Annotated in this window: 16 protein-coding genes; 11 read left to right on the top strand and 5 right to left on the bottom strand. The window is 63.4% G+C overall.

All coding sequences use genetic code 11. The features are described from left to right. Positions 1-20: 20 nt before the first annotated feature. From KFO72_RS17190 to KFO72_RS17180, 3 genes are all read right to left on the bottom strand, one after another. Entirely contained in the window at positions 21-878 is an 858-nt protein-coding gene (locus KFO72_RS17190) for a carbohydrate ABC transporter permease (protein ID WP_176054276.1), read from the bottom strand. Beyond that, positions 868-1,806 carry a carbohydrate ABC transporter permease gene (locus KFO72_RS17185; protein ID WP_054933974.1) on the bottom strand — a complete coding sequence of 313 codons (939 nt, stop codon included), beginning with the start codon at positions 1,804-1,806 and terminating at the stop codon, positions 868-870. Before KFO72_RS17185 ends, KFO72_RS17190 begins: the two co-directional genes overlap by 11 nt. Before the next feature lie 165 nt (positions 1,807-1,971). Then, a complete protein-coding gene (locus KFO72_RS17180) occupies positions 1,972-3,219 on the bottom strand; it encodes an ABC transporter substrate-binding protein (protein WP_054933973.1) in 1,248 nt (415 codons plus the stop codon). A gap of 530 nt (positions 3,220-3,749) precedes the next feature. On the opposite strand from KFO72_RS17180, the gene zwf reads away from it, so the two are divergent. The 3 genes from zwf (at position 3,750) to KFO72_RS17165 (ending at position 8,044) form a co-directional block, all read left to right on the top strand. After that, on the top strand, positions 3,750-5,207 hold the full coding sequence (zwf, locus tag KFO72_RS17175) for a glucose-6-phosphate dehydrogenase (RefSeq protein ID WP_225032656.1): 1,458 nt from the start codon (positions 3,750-3,752) through the stop codon (positions 5,205-5,207). A 235-nt stretch (positions 5,208-5,442) separates the two neighbouring features. After that, positions 5,443-6,150, top strand: a complete 708-nt coding sequence (gene pgl / locus KFO72_RS17170) for a 6-phosphogluconolactonase (protein WP_060601993.1) — start codon at positions 5,443-5,445, stop codon at positions 6,148-6,150. Continuing rightward, positions 6,128-8,044 carry a bifunctional transcriptional regulator/glucokinase gene (locus tag KFO72_RS17165; protein ID WP_060601996.1) on the top strand — a complete coding sequence of 639 codons (1,917 nt, stop codon included), beginning with the start codon at positions 6,128-6,130 and terminating at the stop codon, positions 8,042-8,044. The genes pgl and KFO72_RS17165 overlap by 23 nt, the downstream gene beginning before the upstream one ends. A gap of 912 nt (positions 8,045-8,956) precedes the next feature. On the opposite strand, the gene KFO72_RS17160 is transcribed toward KFO72_RS17165, so the two are convergent. Further along, complete coding sequence (locus tag KFO72_RS17160) at positions 8,957-10,159, bottom strand: Bcr/CflA family multidrug efflux MFS transporter (RefSeq protein ID WP_054933968.1); 1,203 nt, start codon at positions 10,157-10,159, stop codon at positions 8,957-8,959. A gap of 193 nt (positions 10,160-10,352) precedes the next feature. Between KFO72_RS17160 and KFO72_RS17155 the strand changes: the two genes are divergently transcribed. From KFO72_RS17155 to KFO72_RS17120, 8 genes are all read left to right on the top strand, one after another. Beyond that, entirely contained in the window at positions 10,353-10,994 is a 642-nt protein-coding gene (locus tag KFO72_RS17155; RefSeq protein ID WP_054933967.1) for a hypothetical protein, read from the top strand. 210 nt (positions 10,995-11,204) lie between these two features. Further along, complete coding sequence (gene hemL / locus KFO72_RS17150; protein WP_225032655.1) at positions 11,205-12,485, top strand: glutamate-1-semialdehyde 2,1-aminomutase; 1,281 nt, start codon at positions 11,205-11,207, stop codon at positions 12,483-12,485. Positions 12,486-12,524: 39 nt separating this feature from the next. After that, positions 12,525-13,646 (top strand): bifunctional diaminohydroxyphosphoribosylaminopyrimidine deaminase/5-amino-6-(5-phosphoribosylamino)uracil reductase RibD, encoded by a 1,122-nt coding sequence (gene ribD / locus KFO72_RS17145; RefSeq protein WP_054933965.1) that lies wholly within the window; start codon positions 12,525-12,527, stop codon positions 13,644-13,646. A 24-nt stretch (positions 13,647-13,670) separates the two neighbouring features. Next, entirely contained in the window at positions 13,671-14,285 is a 615-nt protein-coding gene (locus KFO72_RS17140) for a riboflavin synthase (RefSeq protein WP_054933964.1), read from the top strand. A 114-nt stretch (positions 14,286-14,399) separates the two neighbouring features. After that, a complete protein-coding gene (ribBA, locus tag KFO72_RS17135) occupies positions 14,400-15,536 on the top strand; it encodes a bifunctional 3,4-dihydroxy-2-butanone-4-phosphate synthase/GTP cyclohydrolase II (RefSeq protein WP_042310510.1) in 1,137 nt (378 codons plus the stop codon). Positions 15,537-15,614: 78 nt separating this feature from the next. Next, a complete protein-coding gene (gene ribH, locus KFO72_RS17130; protein ID WP_054933963.1) occupies positions 15,615-16,133 on the top strand; it encodes a 6,7-dimethyl-8-ribityllumazine synthase in 519 nt (172 codons plus the stop codon). Beyond that, the gene (gene nusB / locus KFO72_RS17125) at positions 16,130-16,567 is read left to right on the top strand and encodes a transcription antitermination factor NusB (protein ID WP_007749953.1); all 438 of its coding nucleotides are present in this window, start codon (positions 16,130-16,132) and stop codon (positions 16,565-16,567) included. The genes ribH and nusB overlap by 4 nt, the downstream gene beginning before the upstream one ends. Positions 16,568-16,691: 124 nt before the next feature. Beyond that, positions 16,692-17,885, top strand: a complete 1,194-nt coding sequence (locus tag KFO72_RS17120; protein ID WP_225032654.1) for a pyridoxal phosphate-dependent aminotransferase — start codon at positions 16,692-16,694, stop codon at positions 17,883-17,885. A 126-nt stretch (positions 17,886-18,011) separates the two neighbouring features. On the opposite strand, the gene KFO72_RS17115 is transcribed toward KFO72_RS17120, so the two are convergent. Next, on the bottom strand, positions 18,012-19,220 hold the full coding sequence (locus tag KFO72_RS17115; RefSeq protein WP_176054272.1) for a transglycosylase SLT domain-containing protein: 1,209 nt from the start codon (positions 19,218-19,220) through the stop codon (positions 18,012-18,014). Positions 19,221-19,229: the final 9 nt, after the last annotated feature.

The raw sequence follows: 19,229 nt of genomic DNA, 5'->3' as shown, positions 1-19,229 counted from the left end.
AAGCAGCGGCCTACACAAAATTAACCCTTCACCGCGCCCGCCGTCAGGCCGCGCACGAAATAGCGGCCGGCGATCACGTAGACGAGCAGCGTCGGCAGTGCCGCGATGATCGCGCCCGCCATGTCGACGTTGTATTCCTTCACGCCCGTCGACGTATTCACGAGGTTGTTCAGCGCCACGGTGATCGGCATCGAATCGACGCCGGAGAACACGATACCGAACAGGAAGTCATTCCAGATCTGCGTGAATTGCCAGATCAGGCACACCATGAAGATAGGCAGCGAGATCGGCATCATGATCTTCGTGAAGATCATGAAGAACCCCGCACCGTCGATACGCGCCGCCTTTACCAGTTCCGCCGGCACGCTCACGTAGAAGTTGCGGAAGAACATCGTCGTGAACGCGATACCGTAGACCACGTGCACCAGCACCAGCCCGCCAATCGTGTTCGACAGGCCGAAGTAGCCTTGCACGCGCGCCATTGGCAGCAGGATCGCCTGGAACGGAATGAAGCAGCCGACCAGCAGCATCGTGAAGAACGCATCCGCGCCGCGGAAACGCCAGTGCGTCAGCACATAACCGTTGAACGCGCCGATGATCGACGACAACAGCACGGCCGGAATCACCATCTTCACCGAATTGAAGAAGAACGGCTGCATGCCTTCGCAACGCACGCCCGTACAGGCTTCGCTCCACGCTTTGATCCACGGCGCGAAGGTCCAGTGCGTCGGCGGCGTCAGCAGGTTGCCGCTGCGCAGCTGGTCGATATCCTTGAACGACGTCGACAGCATCACGTACAGCGGGAACAGGAAGTACAACGCAAACAGAATCAGCGCCGCATAGATGACAACGCGGCTGATGTTCATCTTAGGCTGCATTGCGCGTGCTCCTCGATTCAAGGTACATCAGCGGCACGAGCACGGCCACGACGGTTGCGAGCATCATCATCGACGACGCAGCGCCGACGCCCAGTTGCCCACGGTTGAACGAAAACGTGTACATGAACATCGCGGGCAGCGACGACGACGTGCCCGGACCGCCCGCCGTCAACGCGACGACGAGGTCGAAGGTCTTGATCGTGATGTGGCAGAGAATCAGCAGCACCGAGAAGAACACGGGGCGCATGCTCGGAATCACGATCTTGCGGTAGATAGTGGGCAGCGTCGCGCCATCCACCTGCGCAGCCTTGAAGATCTCGCTGTCCACACCACGCAAGCCGGCGAGGAACAACGCCATCACAAAACCGGTGGATTGCCACACGGCCGCGATCACGACGCAGAAAATCGCCTTGTCGGGGTCGCCCAGCCAACCGAACGAGAAGCTCGTCCAGCCCCAGTCGTTCAGCACTTTCTGGAAGCCGAGATCGGGGTTCAGAATCCACTGCCAGGCCGTGCCCGTCACGATGAACGACAGCGCCATCGGATACAGGAACACCGCACGCAATGCGCCTTCGTTGCGAATCTTCTGATCAAGCAGGATCGCGAGGAACAGACCCAGGCCGACGCAGATCGCGATAAACGGAATACCGAACCAGCCAAGGTTCGCCGCCGACGTCCACCAGACGTCGTTATCGAACAGTTCGACGTACCGGTCGAAACCGGCGAAATCGTAACGCGGCATCAGTCGCGACGTAGACAGCGACAGATAACCCGTGATGAGAATAAAACCGTAGACAAAGACCAGGCTGATAACAATGCTGGGAGACAACACCAGCTTCGGCATCCAGCGGTCGGCCAATGCCGCCATCGGCGACACGCGTGCTGTTGACGCCGTGCCTTTTGCGTTTCCGCTAATAGAAGCAGTCACAACTTGACTCCTGGAACTGTGCCGTCAGGCATCAGGGGAAGACACCGGAACGGCAGAGGCGCGGTGATGCATTGCACCATGCATCGCACCATCGTCGTCCGGCGCGCATGGGTTGTTAAAGGCCATACGCGCCGGGCGTTCTGCTACAACTGTGCTACGACTGCCTTACTTGGTCTTCGCAGCCTTCGCGAGTGCAGCAACGGCCGTCTTGGAGTCCTGATTCGAGTTCATGAACTTCGTCACGACGTCCGAGATTGCGCCTGCTGCTGCGTCCGGCTGAGCCATGCCGTGAGCCAGCGACGGCACGTAGCCGCCCGACTTGATAGCCGTCTGTTCATCAGCGTAGGACTTCTTCGCGCAGTCGTCGAATTTATCCATCGACACACCCAGGCGAACCGGGATCGAGCCCTTGTACAGGCTGAACTGTTCCTGGAATTCCGGGCTCATGATGGTCTTCGCGAGCGCGAGCTGGCCCGGCGTTGCTGCCTTTTGGCCCTTCTGCTGGAAGAACACGAACGAGTCGACGTTGAACGTGTACGACTTCTCCGTGCCCGGAACGGCTGCGCAGATATAGTCCGAACCGGACTTCTTGTTCGCGTTCGCGAACTCGCCCTTCGCCCAGTCGCCCATGAACTGCATGCCGGCCTTGCCGTTGATGACCATTGCCGTTGCCAGGTTCCAGTCACGGCCCGTGCGGCCGCTGTCGAAGTAACCCTGGATCTTGCGGACCGTGTCGAACACCTGGACCATCTTGTCCGAGGTCAGCGTCTTCTGATCGAGGTCGACGAGCGCCTTCTTGTAGAAGTCCGCGCCTTCCGACAGCACGACGTCTTCCCACAGCGTCAGGTCTTGCCACGGCTGGCCGCCCATCGCGATCGGCTGGATGCCGGCTGCCTTCATCTTGTCGGCGACAGCGAAGAACTCGGTCCACGTGGTCGGCACCTTGCCGCCCGCCTTGTCGAGTGCTGCCTTGTTGATGTACAGCCAGTTGACGCGGTGCACCGAGAACGGCGCCGCGACGTAGTGGCCGTCTGCGTGGATGATCTTGTCGATTTCGGGCGGCAGGTTCTTCTTCCAGTCACCCGCGACGGAGTCGATGTTCACCAGCACGCCTTGCGATGCCCAGTCCTGGATCAGCGGACCCTTGATCTGAGCCGCGCTCGGCGCGTTACCCGAGATCACCTGGGTCTTCAGTGCCGTCATGGCCGCTGCGCCCGCACCGCCTGCCACCGCGAAGTCCTTCCACGTGTAACCCTGCTTCTGCAGGTCGTCCTTCAGCACGCCGACAGCCTTCGATTCGCCGCCCGAGGTCCACCAGTGCAGCACTTCAACCGATTCGGCCGCCTGTGCCGTGGCGACGCCACACATCAGACCTGCGGCGCACAGGGCGCCCATGATCGCACGGAATTTCATTGCTTATCTCCTCCAGACACCTGAACTAAAAACGAGTGGCCCCTGATGTCACCAGGGTGTGATGGTTGGTCAAACAGGCAATGCGATGGACGGTCGAGCGTCGGGCAGGCACATGGTGATGTGGTTGTGCCGGCGTGCCGAGGTTCGGCCGCGTGACGCTCAAGAGATGAGTGATTTGCGATGCAAGAACTGTCTCCTCTTTTGATTTTTGCCTGCTCCGCCTTCTGACTGCGGCGCGTTGCAGACTCGAGGTGGTCCGCGCACGTCATTCGCTGAAAACGCCTGTCTCCGCCATGCTGCGCCGCACTCGGAGAGCACTCTGGCGCATGCCGGAACGCGTTGTCCATTAACATGCAGGGAAGCTACGTGCACCCGCGAAAAGGCGCTTGTTCACAAGCCCCGCACGCTTTTTTCATCGAATTCACGTTACCTCTTGATTTGGATTGTAGTTAAACTACAATTCAGTGTCAAAAAATATTTTATCGGACTACGGGCGCCTTACAGGCCCATCGGATATCCCACGGAGACGCATGCAAACCGACTCTAGCTTCACCTTCGTTCTCTTCGGCGGAACTGGCGATCTGTCGATGCGCAAGATTCTCCCTGCTCTGTATGAAGCGCACCGTGCAGGCATGCTCGCGGCGGGCGGCAAGATCGTTGCCGTTGCGCGTCATGAGGAAGACCGTGCGAGTTATCTGCAATGGGTCAATGAACACGTGAAGGCGCATGTCGCGAAGAGCGGCGTCGATGAAAACGCGTGGACGAGCTTTGTCGATCGCATCGAGTACGTGAAGCTCGACCTCGGCCGCGCCGAAGACTTCGTCAAGCTGCGCGATGCGCTGCAGGATCAATCCGGTACGCGCGTGTTTTATCTGGCCACGGGCCCGTCGCTGTTCGTGCCGATCTGCCATGCGCTGGCGTCCGTCGGCTTGAACGAGAATGCGCGCATCGTGCTGGAAAAACCGCTTGGCTACGATCTGCGTTCGTCGAATGCGATCAACGACGCCGTCGGCGAGATCTTCAGCGAAGAGCAGATCTACCGTATCGACCACTATCTCGGCAAGGAGCCCGTGCAGAACCTGCTGGCGCTGCGCTTCGGCAATGCGCTGTTCGAGCCGCTGTGGCGCCGCGAGTGGGTCGAGAGCATCCAGATCACGATTGCTGAAGAACTCGGCGTCGAAGCGCGCGGCGACTTCTACGACAATACGGGCGCGTTGCGCGACATGGTGCAGAACCATTTGCTGCAACTGCTTTCGATCGTCGCGATGGAACCGCCGCATTCGATGGATTCCGATTCCGTCCGCGATGAAAAGCTGCGCGTGCTGCGCGCACTGAAGCCGATCGATCCGCGCGATATCAGCAAGGTCGCCGTACGCGGCCAGTATCACGCGGGCGTCATTCGCGGCACGTCCGTGCCCGCGTATGCGACGGAACCCGGCGTGAAGCCGGACAGCACGACGGAAACGTTTGTCGCGCTGAAGGTGGAGATCGAAAACTGGCGCTGGGCGGGCGTGCCGTTCTTCCTGCGCACGGGCAAGCGGCTCGCTGATCGTGTCGCGGAGATAGTCGTGAATTTCCGCGCGGTGCCGCATTCCGCGCTCGGCGCGTCGGCGTTGCGCGCGGGTGCGAACCGTCTGGTGATCCGCCTGCAACCGAACGAAACCATTCGCCTCTATTGCCTCGCGAAGAAGCCGGGCGAAGGGATGAACCTGTCGAGCGTCCACCTCGACCTCGCCTTCGACCAGTTCTTCAAGGAAGGCCAGATGGAGGCGTATCAACGTCTGCTGCTCGACGTGATCAACGGACGCCTTGCCCTCTTCGTGCGTCGCGACGAGCAGGAAGCGGCATGGAAGTGGGTCGAGCCGATCCTCAACGAATGGGCCGCGTCGGGCAAGCCGAAGCCTTACGCGGCGGGCACGTGGGGGCCTGCCGCCGCGAGCGCGATGCTTGCGCAGCACGGCACCTGCTGGCTCGAAGAAGAGAATTGAACCGGCGTAAGTGGCGTTTGAGCGGCGCGTTTTGTTTTGTCCTGCGATGATCGATGTCCGGTTCGTAGCGCGCCGTAGGAAGGTATCGGTTGAACACAGCATGAATCGCCGCACTGGTCCTGGATCGAAGGACCGTTTGCGGCCGCAGCGGGACACGTCGACGCCGGCTTCTATCGGGAACCGCCGTCGCCCCGCAGCAATTCAGATCAAACAAAGAAAGCAGCATGGAGGAGAAGTGATCGAGCTTCACGCTTTCGACGACCCGCGCGCCCAATCCGACGCGCTGGCGAAGGCGGTCGGCGACGCGTTACATGCGTCGCTCGCCGCCCGTGCGAGCGCCACCCGCGCCCGCGCGACGACGCTTGCCGTGTCCGGCGGCACGAGTCCGCGTCCGTTTCTGCAAACCCTGTCCGCGCAGCCGTTCGACTGGAAGCGCATTGCGGTGACGCTCGTCGACGACCGCTGGGTGCCTGAAACCGACGCCGCCAGCAACGCCCGCCTCGTGCGCGAGACGCTGTTGCAGCATGCCGCGCGTGAGGCCGCATTTCTTCCGCTCGTGGATACGACGCAATCGCTCGACGCCTGCGTTGCCGCGCTGAACGGCGAAGTCGCGAGCGGCGATCGTCAGCTGCCCGATATCGCCGTGCTCGGCATGGGCGAAGACGGCCACACGGCATCGATTTTCGCGGACGCGCCCGAATGGGATCACGCGATCTCGACGGCCGAGCCGTTCGTCGCCGTGCATCCCGGCGCCGCGCCGCATGCGCGCGTGAGCTGGTCGATGTCCGCCTTGAAGAAAATCGACCGGTTGTTTCTGTTGATCGCCGGTCAGAAAAAGCTCGACGTGCTCAATGCCGCCGCAGCCGCCCAACAAAAAAATGCCATCTCGACGTTGGCGAACGACAAGGGAGTGAGACTCGATGTCTACTGGTGTGCAAACTAAGACTGTCCCCGGTGCGGGCCAGCACGCCGACGGACCGAGGCTGCTTGCCGACATCGGCGGCACCAATGCGCGCTTCGCGCTTGAGACGGGTCCTGGCGAAATCACGCAGGTCCTGGTCTATCCCTGCGCGGACTATCCGGGTGTCGCAGAGGTCATCAAGAAGTATCTGAAGGACAGCAAGATCGGACGCGTGAATCATGCGGCGATTGCGATTGCGAACCCGGTCGATGGCGATCAGGTGAGCATGACCAATCACGACTGGACGTTTTCGATCGAAGCGACGCGCCGCGCGCTGGGCTTCGATACGCTGCTGGTCGTCAACGACTTCACGGCCTTGGCAATGGCACTGCCGGGTCTCACCGATGCGCAGCGCGTGCAGGTGGGCGGCGGCGCGCGTCGTCAGAACAGCGTGATCGGTTTGCTCGGGCCGGGCACGGGCATGGGCGTGTCGGGTTTGATTCCCGCTGATGACCGCTGGATCGCGCTCGGCAGCGAAGGCGGCCACGCGACGTTCGCGCCGATGGACGAGCGGGAAGACCTGGTGCTGCAGTACGCGCGCAAGAAGTGGCCGCATGTGTCGTTCGAGCGTGTGGCGGCCGGCCCCGGTATCGAAGTGATTTATCGCGCGCTGGCTCAACGCGACAAGAAGCGCGTGCCCGCGACGCTCGAAGTATCGGAGATCGTGAAGAAAGGCCTTGATGGCGACGCGCTCGCGGCCGAAACGATCGATGTGTTCTGCGGCATTCTCGGCACCTTCGCCGGCAATATTGCGGTGACGCTTGGCGCACTGGGCGGCATCTATATTGGCGGCGGCGTCGTGCCGCGACTGGGCGAAGTGTTCGCGCGCTCGTCGTTCCGCCAGCGCTTCGAGGCGAAGGGCCGCTTCGAGGCGTATCTGAAGAACGTGCCGACTTATGTGATCACGGCGGAGTATCCGGCGTTTCTCGGTGTTTCGGCGATTCTCGCGGAGCAGTTGTCGAACCGTGCGGGTGGCAGTTCGTCAGCGGTGTTCGAACGGATTCGCCAGATGCGCGATGCGCTGACGCCCGCCGAGCGACGCGTCGCGGATCTCGCGTTGAATCATCCGCGTTCGATCATCAACGACCCGATCGTCGATATCGCGCGCAAGGCCGACGTGAGCCAGCCGACGGTGATCCGCTTCTGCCGTTCACTGGGCTGCCAGGGCTTGTCCGATTTCAAGCTGAAGCTGGCGACGGGTTTGACGGGTACGATTCCCGTCTCGCACAGCCAGGTTCATCTTGGCGATACGGCGACGGACTTCGGCGCGAAGGTGCTGGACAACACGGTGTCGGCGATTTTGCAGTTGCGCGAGCATCTGAACTTCGAGCACGTCGAGGCGGCGATCGATCTGCTGAACAGCGCGCGGCGCATCGAGTTCTATGGGCTCGGCAACTCGAATATCGTCGCGCAGGATGCGCACTATAAGTTCTTCCGGTTTGGCATTCCGACTATTGCCTACGGCGATCTTTATATGCAGGCGGCGTCGGCTGCATTGCTCGGTAAGGGTGATGTGATTGTCGCTGTGTCGAAGTCCGGACGTGCGCCGGAACTGCTGCGTGTTCTGGAAGTCGCCATGCAGGCGGGCGCCAAGGTGATTGCGATTACTTCGAGCAATACGCCGCTGGCGAAGCGCGCGACTGTTGCGCTGGAGACGGATCATATCGAGATTCGCGAGTCGCAACTGTCGATGATTTCGCGCGTTCTGCATCTGTTGATGATCGATATTCTTGCGGTTGGGGTGGCGATTCGCCGCGCCGCGCCGGCTTCTGAGGTCAGTGCTGCTGTGACTAAGGCCCGCAAGGGCTCGGATGAGGATACGTCGGCTGTGCTCGACTGGCTGAGTCATGGGGCGGCGGCTTCGCCGCGGGATTGAGGTTTTTGGTTTTTTTTGCCTGCGGCGCTGAGGGTTCGTTGTTGGGGGTTCTCGCGGTGTAGGCGGTTGGTGCTTTTTGTTGGTTTTGGCTTTAGCGTGGGCATTGCGCGGTTTGTCGTGCCGAGGCGCACGTTGTTCTTCGTTTTTTTGCCTTTTGCGCTGGCATCCGCGTTACGTTAGCGTGCTTCACGCATCGCCCCTGTGCGGGGCGGCACCTACTTTTCTTTGCCGCCGCAAAGAAAAGTAGGCAAAAGAAAGCGGCTCACACCGCCAATTCTTGACGTTTGCCCACGGGCCCCCAACGTCCCCGCACTTCACATGGCAACGCACCGGTTCGCGTGCGTTGCCAACGTTCTCTCTGTACGTCTCACCCGCCTCATATACCCGCGTCACTGCACGCCGTTCCAGAAAGTCTGCCGCCGCCCAGGTGGCAAACTGTGTGTCGGCCTTCGCGCCATACGCGCATCACTCCGGACCGGGTAGCAGGATTGGTGTTTCTGATAAGAGCGCTAACGTGTGAGGGGCTACAACCTACACACAGTTTGCCACCTGGGCGGCACATACCATTCGCTGCCGCTTGCCCGGGTACGGGTGCCTGAAGCGGGTGAGGCATCTGTTCGAAGCGTTGGCAACGGGCACTACCAAGGGCACGGGCGTGTGAAGTGTGGGGACGTTGGGGGCCCGTGGACAAAGGTCAAGGGCTGGCGGTGTGAGCCGCTTTCTTTTGCCTACTTTTCTTTGCGGCGGCAAAGAAAAGTAGGTGCCGCCCCGCACAGGGGCGACGCTTGAAGCACGCTAACGTAACGCGGATGCCAGCGAAAGCAAAGACCGACACACCGAACGGCGACGCGCAAACCACAAAACGCAGCAGATGCGCCAGAACACCAACCCAACCCGCGCCGCGAAAACCTCTCAACGCCGCGAATGCCACCTCAAAACCAACCCCCTCCCCACAAAACACAACGACCCAGCGACAGCAATCGTAACCCCCATCCCTTGCGGCGACCCGTCATGCCAGAGCCCAACGGCAAAACTGGACAAAGCGCCGAGTGCAAGCTGCATAGCGCCAAACACCGCCGCCGCCGCGCCGGCATTCCGCGGATAGCGATGCATGAGATCCGTCGTGCAATTAGCCGACAGCAAACCGACCACGCCGACCACAAAGAACAACCCGGCGACGATCGACCACAATCCGCCCCACCCTGTCAGACACATCAGCGCGACGAACAGCGACGCAACGAAGCTGATGGTCGCAGCCGCCGAAATAACAGGCAAAGGCCCAGTACGCCCGACAACCCGCGTGTTGATGAAATTCCCAAGCATGATGCCCACGATGTTCAGCCCGAACAGAAACCCGTAATGCTGCGCGGACACATGAAAGTATTCGATGTAAACAAACGGCGTAGCCGTGATGTAAGCGAACATCGACGCGAACGCCATGCCGCCACACAGCATGTGCCCCCACGTGACGGGGTCTTTCAGCAACGTGCCGTACGCGGCGAATGATTGCAGCACCGCCCCATGTGCGCGCTTCTCGCGAGGCCACGTCTCGGGAACACGCAAGAACGCAGTAACGGCGCAGACCGCGCCAAAAATCGTCAGCGCGACGAAGACGACACGCCAGCCGCCAAGCAGCAACAATTGCCCGCCAATCAAAGGCGCCAGCAACGGCCCTATCGACGTGACGATAGCGAGCATCGACAAAACGCGCGCCGCGTCGCTCGGTCCATGCGCATCGCGGGCAATCGCGCGCGCCAGCACCGATGCCGCGCCCGCACCGAGCGCCTGCAAGAAGCGGAAAGTAATGAGCGCGCCAATTGACAGCGACATCGCGCAGGCAATCGTCGCCAGCGTGTACATGATGATGCCGCCGAGCAGCACGGGACGCCGCCCATACGCATCGGACATCGGACCGTACAGCAACATGCCGATCGAGAAGCCCAGCATGAAGCTGGTCAGCGTGCTCTGCGCGGCGCCCACGCTGACGCTGAACGCCTGCGTGATGGACGGCAGGCTGGGCAGGTACATATCGATCGAAATCGGCCCGCACGCGGCAAGCGCGCCGAGCAACAGAATCAGCCGGGCATCCGGCCGGGATCTGACGTCCTGAGACATGGAATTCCATTGAGAAGCAGCGCACGATGACCGGCCGATGCTCGGCCCAACGGACCGCGCCGCGCTGCGGATACGGCCCCCGATTGTACCCGACGCCCGCCATCGCCCCGCCCGCCCGCCGCCCACGCCGGGCTTTCCTCGCCTGATCGGTTAAGCTGGCCGTCCGTTCCTTCGATACCGACATCCGACCCAGATGACTGCCTTTCTGCTGATCTGGAGCCCGAAGAAGTGGCCGTGGCCCGAGTTGCCGGACGTCGCCAGACGCGTCGCGGCCGGCGAAGCCGTCACCGACGTCTGGGGCTGCGGCTTCTCGCGCAGCATCCTGCCGGGCGACCGCGTGTTCATCCATCGCGTGACGCTGGAGCCGAAGGGCGTGTTCGCGTCGGGCTACGTGACCCGCGCGCCGTACGAAGTGCCCGACGCGACCAAAAAGCGCGGCTACCGGCTGTGCGTCGATTTCGTCTACGACTATCTGGTCGACGCACATCATGAAGTCGTGATCGCACGCGACGAATTGCGCAAGCATCCGTTCTCCGTGCAGACGTGGGACGCCCAAACCTCGGGCATCTCGATCAAGCCGATGGCCGAGGGCGCGCTCGAAAAACTCTGGATCGAACGCACCGGCAAACGCGCGCGGCCCGTAATCGCGCCGCACGCGGACGCGCCCGCCACGTCGACCAAAGAGCAAGCCTCGCAAGCGTGGAGCGCGGCGAACAAAGCCGCTGCCGGCAAGCGCGCGGCGCGGGTCGCGATGTACTTCAGTTCGCCCAAACGGCCCAATAGCACGCCCGGCGACGGCGAAGGCAATGGCGGCGGCGACCCCGGCGACACCTGAGCGCAATACCCGGCGCGTCGCCGCACCGGCACGGCTCGCGGCTGACCGCACACGACTCCGGTACAATTTCGTGAGGTCATTCCCAGGCTCGCGCGAATGCTGCGCGCTTCGCGGCAAGCCTTTGCACCGCATCGATATCGCCCTTGTACCGCATTCGCGCCCGTCATAGCCGCCCGACGCGCGAGCCCAACCCAAGCAGGTCCAACGCTCATGTCCAGCAATCAAGAACTCTTCGACCGCGCCCAGAAAACCATTCCGGGCGGCGTCAACTCGCCCGTGCGCGCCTTCCGTTCGGTCGGCGGCACGCCGCGTTTCATCGAGCGCGCGCAAGGCGCGTACTTCTGGGACGCCGAGGGCAAGCGCTATATCGACTACATCGGCTCCTGGGGACCGATGATCGTCGGCCACGTGCATCCCGACGTGCTGGAAGCCGTGCAGCGCGTGCTGGTGAACGGCTTCTCGTTCGGCGCGCCGACTGAAGCCGAGATCGAGATAGCCGAGGAAATCTGCAAGCTGGTGCCTTCGATGGAACAGGTGCGGATGGTGTCGAGCGGCACGGAAGCGACCATGAGCGCGCTGCGCCTTGCGCGTGGCTTCACGAACCGCAGCCGCATCGTCAAGTTCGAAGGCTGCTATCACGGCCACGCGGACAGCCTGCTCGTGAAGGCTGGCTCCGGCTTGCTGACGTTCGGCAACCCGACCTCGGCGGGCGTGCCCGTCGATATCGCGAAGCACACCACCGTGCTCGAATACAACAACGTCGCCGCGCTCGAAGAAGCGTTCAAGGGATTCGGCAACGAGATCGCTTCCGTGATCGTCGAGCCGGTGGCGGGCAACATGAACCTCGTGCGCGCGACGCCGGAGTTTCTCGGCGCGCTGCGGCGCCTGTGCACCGAATACGGCGCAGTGCTGATCTTCGACGAAGTCATGTGCGGTTTCCGCGTCGCGCTGGGCGGCGCGCAAGAACTGTATGGCATCACGCCGGACCTCACCTGCCTCGGCAAGGTGATCGGCGGCGGCATGCCGGCGGCGGCCTTCGGCGGACGGCGCGACATCATGGCCCATCTCGCGCCGCTGGGCGGCGTGTATCAGGCGGGCACGCTGTCGGGCAACCCCATCGCCGTCGCTGCTGGCCTCAAGACGCTGCAACTGATCCAGGCGCCGGGCTTCTACGACGCGCTGTCGCGTCAGACCACCCGCCTCGTTCAAGGTCTCACGCAAGCCGCGCGCGAAGCCAAGGTGCCGTTCGCGGCGGATTCCGTGGGCGGCATGTTCGGCCTGTACTTCTCGGAATCGGTGCCGGGCAGCTTCGCGGAAATCTCGCGCTGCGACGTGCCGCGCTTCAACACGTTCTTCCACAAGATGCTGGATGCGGGCGTCTACTTCGCGCCGTCGGCGTATGAAGCAGGCTTTGTGTCGAGCGCGCATGACGACGCGATCGTCGACGCCACCATCGAAGCCGCGCGCGGCGCATTCAAGTCGCTCGCCTGAGCCACTACGACGAAATACTGAACGGATAACCCGAAGCCGATGTTTTCGCAGAACGATTTCGTCCACATGGAACGTGCGCTGGCCCTCGCCTGGCGCGGCCTGTACACGACCGACCCGAATCCGCGCGTCGGTTGCGTGCTGGTGAGAAACGGCGAGGTGATCGGCGAAGGCTACACGCAGCCTGCCGGACACGATCACGCGGAAATCCAGGCGCTCAAGGACGCGCGCAGTCGCGGCAACGATACGCGCGGCGCGACCGCCTACGTGACGCTCGAGCCGTGCAGCCACTTCGGCCGCACGCCGCCGTGCGCGAACGCGCTGATCGAGGCGAAGGTCGCGCGCGTGGTCGCCGCGATGGAAGATCCGAACCCGCGCGTGTCGGGACGCGGCCTGACGATGCTGCGCGAAGCAGGTATCGAAGTGCGCTGCGGCCTGCTCGAAACGGAAGCGCGCGAACTGAACATCGGTTTCGTCTCGCGGATGATGCGCGGCAGGCCGTGGGTGCGGATGAAGGTGGCAGCCTCGCTGGATGGCCGCACGGGTTTGCCGTCGGGCGAAAGCCAGTGGATCACGGGCGAAGCGGCGCGCAACGACGGGCATGCGTGGCGCGCCCGCGCATCGGCGATCCTGACGGGCATCGGCACCGTGAAGGAAGACAATCCGCGCATGACCGTGCGCGCCGTCGATACACCCCGCCAGCCGCACCGCGTGTTGATCGACAGCCAGCTGGAAGTGCCGCCCGAAGCGCAGATTCTGGCCGGCGCGCCGACGCTGATTTTCTGCAGCACGCTCACGCCCCTGCTCGAAGAGCGCGCCGCCGTGCTGCACGACCGCGGCGCCGAGATCGTGCCGCTCGCGAACGAGAACGGCAAGGTCGATCTGCCGCGCATGCTCGAAGAGCTCGCGAAGCGCGAGGTCAACGAACTGCATGTCGAAGCCGGCTACAAGCTGAACGGCTCGCTGTTGCGCGAAGGCTGCGTCGACGAATTGCTGGTTTATCTCGCGCCAAGCCTGCTCGGCAACGAATCGATGAGCATGTTCAATCTCGCCGCGCCCGGCTCGCTGGATGTGCGCACGCAACTCGAATTTCATGCCGTGGACCGGATTGGCAGTGACGTGCGGATTCTCGCGCGCCTGCTGCCGACGCCGCCCGCGCACTGACCGATAGATAGAGGACACGACACGATGTTTACGGGAATCGTCGCGGCTGTCGGCCGCATTGCAGCGATCAAGCCGCTCGGCAACGAACCGGACGCAGGCGTCCGCCTGACCGTCGAAGCGGGCGGCCTCGATCTCGACGACGTGCAACTGGGCGACAGCATCGCAATCCAGGGCGCGTGCATGACCGTGATCGACAAAACGCCGGCTTCCTTCGACGTCGACGTGTCACGCGAAAGCCTGAACCGCACGGTGGGCCTCGGCGACACGGGCGAAGTGAACCTCGAAAAGGCGCTGCGCTCGCACGATCGTCTTGGCGGCCATATCGTCTCGGGCCATGTGGACGGGCTCGGCACGGTGACGCGCTTCGCGCGCGTGGGCGAATCGCACGAACTGCGCGTGCTGGCGCCGCGCGAGATCGGCAAGTACCTCGCGTACAAAGGCTCGATCACCGTGAACGGCGTGAGCCTCACCGTGAACTCGGTGACGGACCGCGACGACGGCTGTGAATTTTCGATCAATCTGATTCCGCATACGGTTGAAGTGACCACGCTCAAGGCCTTGAAGGAAGGGACGAGGGTCAATCTGGAGATCGACCTGATCGCGCGCTACGTGGAGCGCATGCTCAACGCACCGAAGTAGTCTCGCGCCACTCTTCGCGGCTGAACATTCGTCCGGACGGCATATGCCGTTCGGACGGGCGACTTGCGGGGCGGCGTGGCGTAAAATACGCGCTTTCCCAAACTTCTCGCCAACATGACCCTCGCCTCCACCCTTGAAATCATCGCCGAGCTCAAAGCGGGCCGGATGGTGATTCTTGTCGACGAAGAAGATCGCGAAAACGAGGGCGACCTCGTCATCGCAGCGGAATTCATCACGCCGGAAGCGATCAACTTCATGGCGCGCTACGGCCGCGGCCTGATCTGTCTGACGCTCACGCAGGAGCGCTGCCGGCTGCTCAACCTGCCGCTGATGACGCACCGCAACGGCACGCAGTACGGCACGGCGTTCACCGTCAGCATCGAGGCTGCAGAAGGCGTCACCACGGGCATTTCGGCGGCGGACCGCGCGCATACCATCGCCACGGCCGTTGCGGCGAACGCGCGCACCGAAGACATCGTCCAGCCGGGCCACGTGTTTCCGATCATGGCGCAGCCGGGCGGCGTGCTGGTGCGGGCGGGCCACACCGAGGCCGGTTGCGATTTCACGGCGCTCGCGGGCCTCACGCCCGCTGCCGTGATCTGCGAAATCATCAAGGACGACGGCACGATGGCGCGCCTGCCCGACCTGCTGACGTTCGCCGAAGAACACGGCCTGAAGATCGGCACGATCGCCGACCTGATCCACTATCGCAGCCGCACGGAATCGATCGTCGAACGCGTCTGCGAACGCACCATGCAAACCGTGCACGGGCCGTTCCGCGCAGTGATGTATCTGGACCAGCCGAGCGGCCAGCCGCACATGGCGCTGGTGCGCGGCACGCCCACGCCGGACCGCGAAACCATGGTGCGCGTGCACGAGCCGCTCTCGGTGCTGGATCTGCTGGAAGTCGGCACGTCCACGCACTCGTGGACGCTCGACGCCGCCATGAAGGAAATCGCCGCGCGCGATCATGGTGTGATCGTGCTGCTGAACTGCGGCGACTCGAAGGAACACATGATCGACGTGTTCAAGGCATTCGACGAAAAGAGCCGGGCCGAGGCGCTCAAGCGCCGCCCGGTGGACTTCAAGACGTATGGCATCGGCGCGCAGATTTTGCGCGAACTCGGTGTCGGCAAGATGCAGGTGCTGTCGAACCCTCGCAAGCTCGGCAGCATGTCCGGCTATGGGCTCGAAGTCACCGGCTTCGTGCCGATGCCGGGCAGCGCGGCCGAAAAGCCGCAAAACTGCTGAACGCATCAACTGCTTTCACGACCAGTTTTCGCCCAGTTCCCGCGTATCTGCGCTCAACCAACACACTACGGATCTCACATGGAAATCGGACAATATCAACCGAATCTCGACGGCGACGGTCTGCGCATCGGCATCGTCCAGTCGCGCTTTAACGAACCCGTCTGCAACGGCCTCGCAGACGCATGCATCGAAGAACTCGAACGCCTCGGCGTGACGGGTGAAGACGTGCTGCTCGTCACCGTGCCGGGCGCGCTGGAAATCCCGCTCGCGCTGCAAAAGCTCGCTGAAAGCGGTCAGTTCGACGCACTGATCGCGCTCGGCGCGGTCATCCGCGGCGAGACGTATCACTTCGAACTCGTGTCGAACGAAAGCGGCGCGGGCATTTCGCGCATTGCGCTCGACTTCGGCACGCCTATCGCAAACGCCGTGCTGACGACGGAAAGCGACGAGCAGGCGGTCGCCCGCATGACCGAAAAGGGTCGTGACGCGGCGCGCACCGCTGTCGAAATGGCAAACCTTGCGGTCGCGCTCGAACAGCTGGACGGCGGCGACGACGAGGAAGACGAAGACGAAGACGACGAAGAGGAACGGGCATGAAGAGCGCACGCCGACGCTCCCGCGAACTGGCCACGCAGGGGCTTTATCAGTGGCTGCTGTCGGGTTCGCCGGCAGGTGAAATCGACGCGCAGTTGCGCGGTGCCCAAGGTTACGACAAGGCCGACCACGAACATCTGGACGCGATCCTGCATGGCGTGATCCGCGATTCAGAAGCCTTGTCCGCGGACCTCACGCCCTGCCTCGACCGCCCGATCGACCAGCTGTCGCCCGTCGAGCGCGCCGTGCTGCTGGTGGCCGCGTACGAGCTGAAGAATCACGTCGACATTCCGTATCGCGTCGTCATCAACGAGGCAGTCGAACTCGCGAAGACCTTCGGCGGCTCCGACGGCTACAAGTACGTGAATGGCGTGCTCGACAAGCTGTCGGTGAAACTCCGCGAGGCGGAAACGCAGGCGGCCGGCCGCAAGCAGTAAGCGCGCGCAACGCGCGTAGCTGGCTTCAGATGTTGGCGATGCAGGCGGGTCCGGCGTTACGCGGGCCCGCCTTTGTTTTTTGCGCCGCTTTGCGCGCGCTTTTGTATTGAACTGGACTCATCGAATGAACAGCGTGACCGAACCCCTCGTGAAACTGGCCGCCCGCGTCGACGCCATCCAGCCGTTCTATGTGATGGAGCTGGCGAAACAAGCGGCACTGCTGGAGCGCGCCGGGCGCGACATCATCCATATGGGCATCGGCGAGCCCGATTTCACCGCGCCGGAACCCGTGATCGAAGCCGCGACGCGGGCGCTGCGCAGCGGCGTCACGCAGTACACGAGCGCACTCGGCATTCACCCGCTGCGCGAGGCCATCGCCGGTCATTACAAGCACGCGTATGGTCTGGACATCGATCCCGCCCGAATCGTCGTGACGGCAGGGGCTTCGGCGGCGCTGTTGCTGGCGTGCGCGGCGCTCGTCGACCGCGACGACGAAGTGCTGATGCCCGACCCGAGCTATCCGTGCAACCGCCATTTCGTCGCCGCCGCCGAGGGCAAGCCTGTGCTGGTGCCAAGCGGCCCGGCCGAGCGCTTCCAGTTGACGGCCGATGACGTCGAGCGCCTGTGGAACGCGCGCACGCGCGGCGTGCTGCTCGCCTCGCCGTCGAATCCGACGGGCACGTCGATCGAGCCGGCAGAGCTGAAGCGCATCGTCGAAGCGGTCCGCGCGCGCGGCGGCTTCACGATCGTCGACGAGATTTATCAGGGCTTGAGTTATGACGCGCCGCCCGTGTCGGCGCTGTCGTTCGGCGAGGATGTCGTCACCGTCAACAGCTTTTCGAAGTACTTCAACATGACGGGTTGGCGGCTGGGCTGGCTCGTGGTGCCGCCCGCGCTCGTCGGCGCATTCGAGAAGCTCGCGCAGAATCTGTTCATCTGCGCGTCGGCGCTTGCGCAGCACGCGGCGCTCGCCTGCTTCGAGCCGGATACGCTCGCGATCTACGAAACGCGCCGGCTGGAGTTCAAGCGCCGCCGGGATTTCATCGCGCCCGCGCTCGAATCGCTGGGCTTCACGGTGCCCGTCATGCCGGACGGCGCCTTCTATGTCTATGCGGACTGCCGCAGCGTCGCGCATCCCGCCGCCGGGGACAGCGCCGCGCTGACGAGCGCGATGCTGCACGACGCGGGTATCGTGCTCGTGCCAGGCATGGACTTCGGTTCGTATCAGCCGCGCGAGTATATCCGGCTGTCGTATGCGACGGCATATTCGAAACTCGAAGAGGCTGTGGAGCGTCTGCGGAAGCTGTTCGGCGGGTAAGTGCGCGGCGGCGGTGCCCGCGCACCGCTGAAAACTAGCCTCAAGACGTAAGAAAACTCGCCATCGAACAAAAAGGGCACCCGAAGGTGCCCTTTTCTCTTATGCAACCAGCGTGTTCGAACTCGATCAGGCGCCCAGTTCAGGCTGCTGCGCCGCGTGCTTCGCCGCATTCGCGCTTGCGTCATCTTGTTCCGCGCCCTTCACGGGCGTTGCGGCGCTCAACGGGTGGCCGTCGAGCGTCATCTGCACGCGCTTGTTCGCACCGTTCGACGCGGCGGCTGCCGGCGACGAGGTCGAAGCCGTCACCGTCGACGGAGCCTGCGGAGAGTTGATCGGCACCTTGCGGCCACGCGCGATATCGCGCAAGCGCGTGCGCTCGGCCATCACCTTCGCGCCGTAACCGCCGTCGTCCTGGGACGTCGAGCCGACGTACAGGCGCAGACCGCCCGGCAGCGAGCCGCCACGCGCGATGCAATCCTTCAGCACGATCGCGCCGACCTTGATGTTCGCGAGCGGTTCGAGCGCCGCGCTCTGGCCGCCGAAGTAGCGGAACTTGTCCGAGTGAACCGTGGACATCACCTGCATGAGGCCCTTTGCGCCCACGCCGCTTTCCGCGTACGGGTTGAAGCCCGACTCGATCGCCATCACGGCGAGCAGCAGCAGCGGATCGAGGCCGACTTCGCGGCCGGTGTCGAATGCAGCCTTCACGAGTTCGCTGACGGGCTCCTGAGCGACGCGATAGCGCCGCGCGATGAAGGTCGCGACGAGGTCCTGCTCGCGGGTGGAAACCAGCACGCGGTCGTCGCGGGCGTCAGGCGACACGCGTTGCGACGGAATCATCGAAGCGATCGTGCCGACGCTGGGCAGCGTGCGCGGGTCGAGGCCGTTGAGCGCAGCCGAAGAAAGCCCGGTGCTCACGCCCGTACCGGACGGCGCCGTGAAGCTGCTGTTGTCGCTGGCGACGTTGTAGCCGGCGTCAGCGGCGGCAGCCGCCGTGTTGGGGTTGTCCGCCGGGCTCGACGAGATGGACGAGCTCGACAGCGTATCGTCTTGCGGCGCCGCGTTGCCGCGCTGTTGCGGCGCAAACGACGGCAGCGGGTTGCCCTGCAGCAGACGGGCGGGGCCAGCCTGCACGGCGGCCGTAATGAAGGGCATCAGCCGCGTTGCCAGCGTCAGGCGCCAGCTCGGCATCAGCCACAGCGTGAGCGCGAACAGGACTGCAAACCCGCCAACCACGCTGAAAAGATGATGACTTACACGCGTCCCTTGACGCAGCGCGCCGCGCATGACTTGCGCGATCCGCTCGTTGGGACGCCACGATAACCAGGCGTTCATTCAGATCTC

Source organism: Paraburkholderia sp. XV, assembly GCF_020177535.1.
Taxonomy (GTDB): domain Bacteria; phylum Pseudomonadota; class Gammaproteobacteria; order Burkholderiales; family Burkholderiaceae; genus Paraburkholderia; species Paraburkholderia caribensis.
This window is presented reverse-complemented; position numbering and strand designations above follow the sequence as displayed.

What these genes read in the sequence shown, in the direction of transcription:
- KFO72_RS17190 (WP_176054276.1), bottom strand. Translation starts at nt 878, where the DNA reads ATGCAGCCTAAGATGAACATCAGCCGCGTTGTCATCTATGCGGCGCTG.
- KFO72_RS17180 (WP_054933973.1), bottom strand. Translation starts at nt 3,219, where the DNA reads ATGAAATTCCGTGCGATCATGGGCGCCCTGTGCGCCGCAGGTCTGATG.
- zwf (WP_225032656.1), top strand. Translation starts at nt 3,750, where the DNA reads ATGCAAACCGACTCTAGCTTCACCTTCGTTCTCTTCGGCGGAACTGGC.
- KFO72_RS17165 (WP_060601996.1), top strand. Translation starts at nt 6,128, where the DNA reads ATGTCTACTGGTGTGCAAACTAAGACTGTCCCCGGTGCGGGCCAGCAC.
- KFO72_RS17160 (WP_054933968.1), bottom strand. Translation starts at nt 10,159, where the DNA reads ATGTCTCAGGACGTCAGATCCCGGCCGGATGCCCGGCTGATTCTGTTG.
- KFO72_RS17155 (WP_054933967.1), top strand. Translation starts at nt 10,353, where the DNA reads ATGACTGCCTTTCTGCTGATCTGGAGCCCGAAGAAGTGGCCGTGGCCC.
- hemL (WP_225032655.1), top strand. Translation starts at nt 11,205, where the DNA reads ATGTCCAGCAATCAAGAACTCTTCGACCGCGCCCAGAAAACCATTCCG.
- ribD (WP_054933965.1), top strand. Translation starts at nt 12,525, where the DNA reads ATGTTTTCGCAGAACGATTTCGTCCACATGGAACGTGCGCTGGCCCTC.
- KFO72_RS17140 (WP_054933964.1), top strand. Translation starts at nt 13,671, where the DNA reads ATGTTTACGGGAATCGTCGCGGCTGTCGGCCGCATTGCAGCGATCAAG.
- ribBA (WP_042310510.1), top strand. Translation starts at nt 14,400, where the DNA reads ATGACCCTCGCCTCCACCCTTGAAATCATCGCCGAGCTCAAAGCGGGC.
- ribH (WP_054933963.1), top strand. Translation starts at nt 15,615, where the DNA reads ATGGAAATCGGACAATATCAACCGAATCTCGACGGCGACGGTCTGCGC.
- nusB (WP_007749953.1), top strand. Translation starts at nt 16,130, where the DNA reads ATGAAGAGCGCACGCCGACGCTCCCGCGAACTGGCCACGCAGGGGCTT.
- KFO72_RS17120 (WP_225032654.1), top strand. Translation starts at nt 16,692, where the DNA reads ATGAACAGCGTGACCGAACCCCTCGTGAAACTGGCCGCCCGCGTCGAC.
- KFO72_RS17115 (WP_176054272.1), bottom strand. Translation starts at nt 19,220, where the DNA reads ATGAACGCCTGGTTATCGTGGCGTCCCAACGAGCGGATCGCGCAAGTC.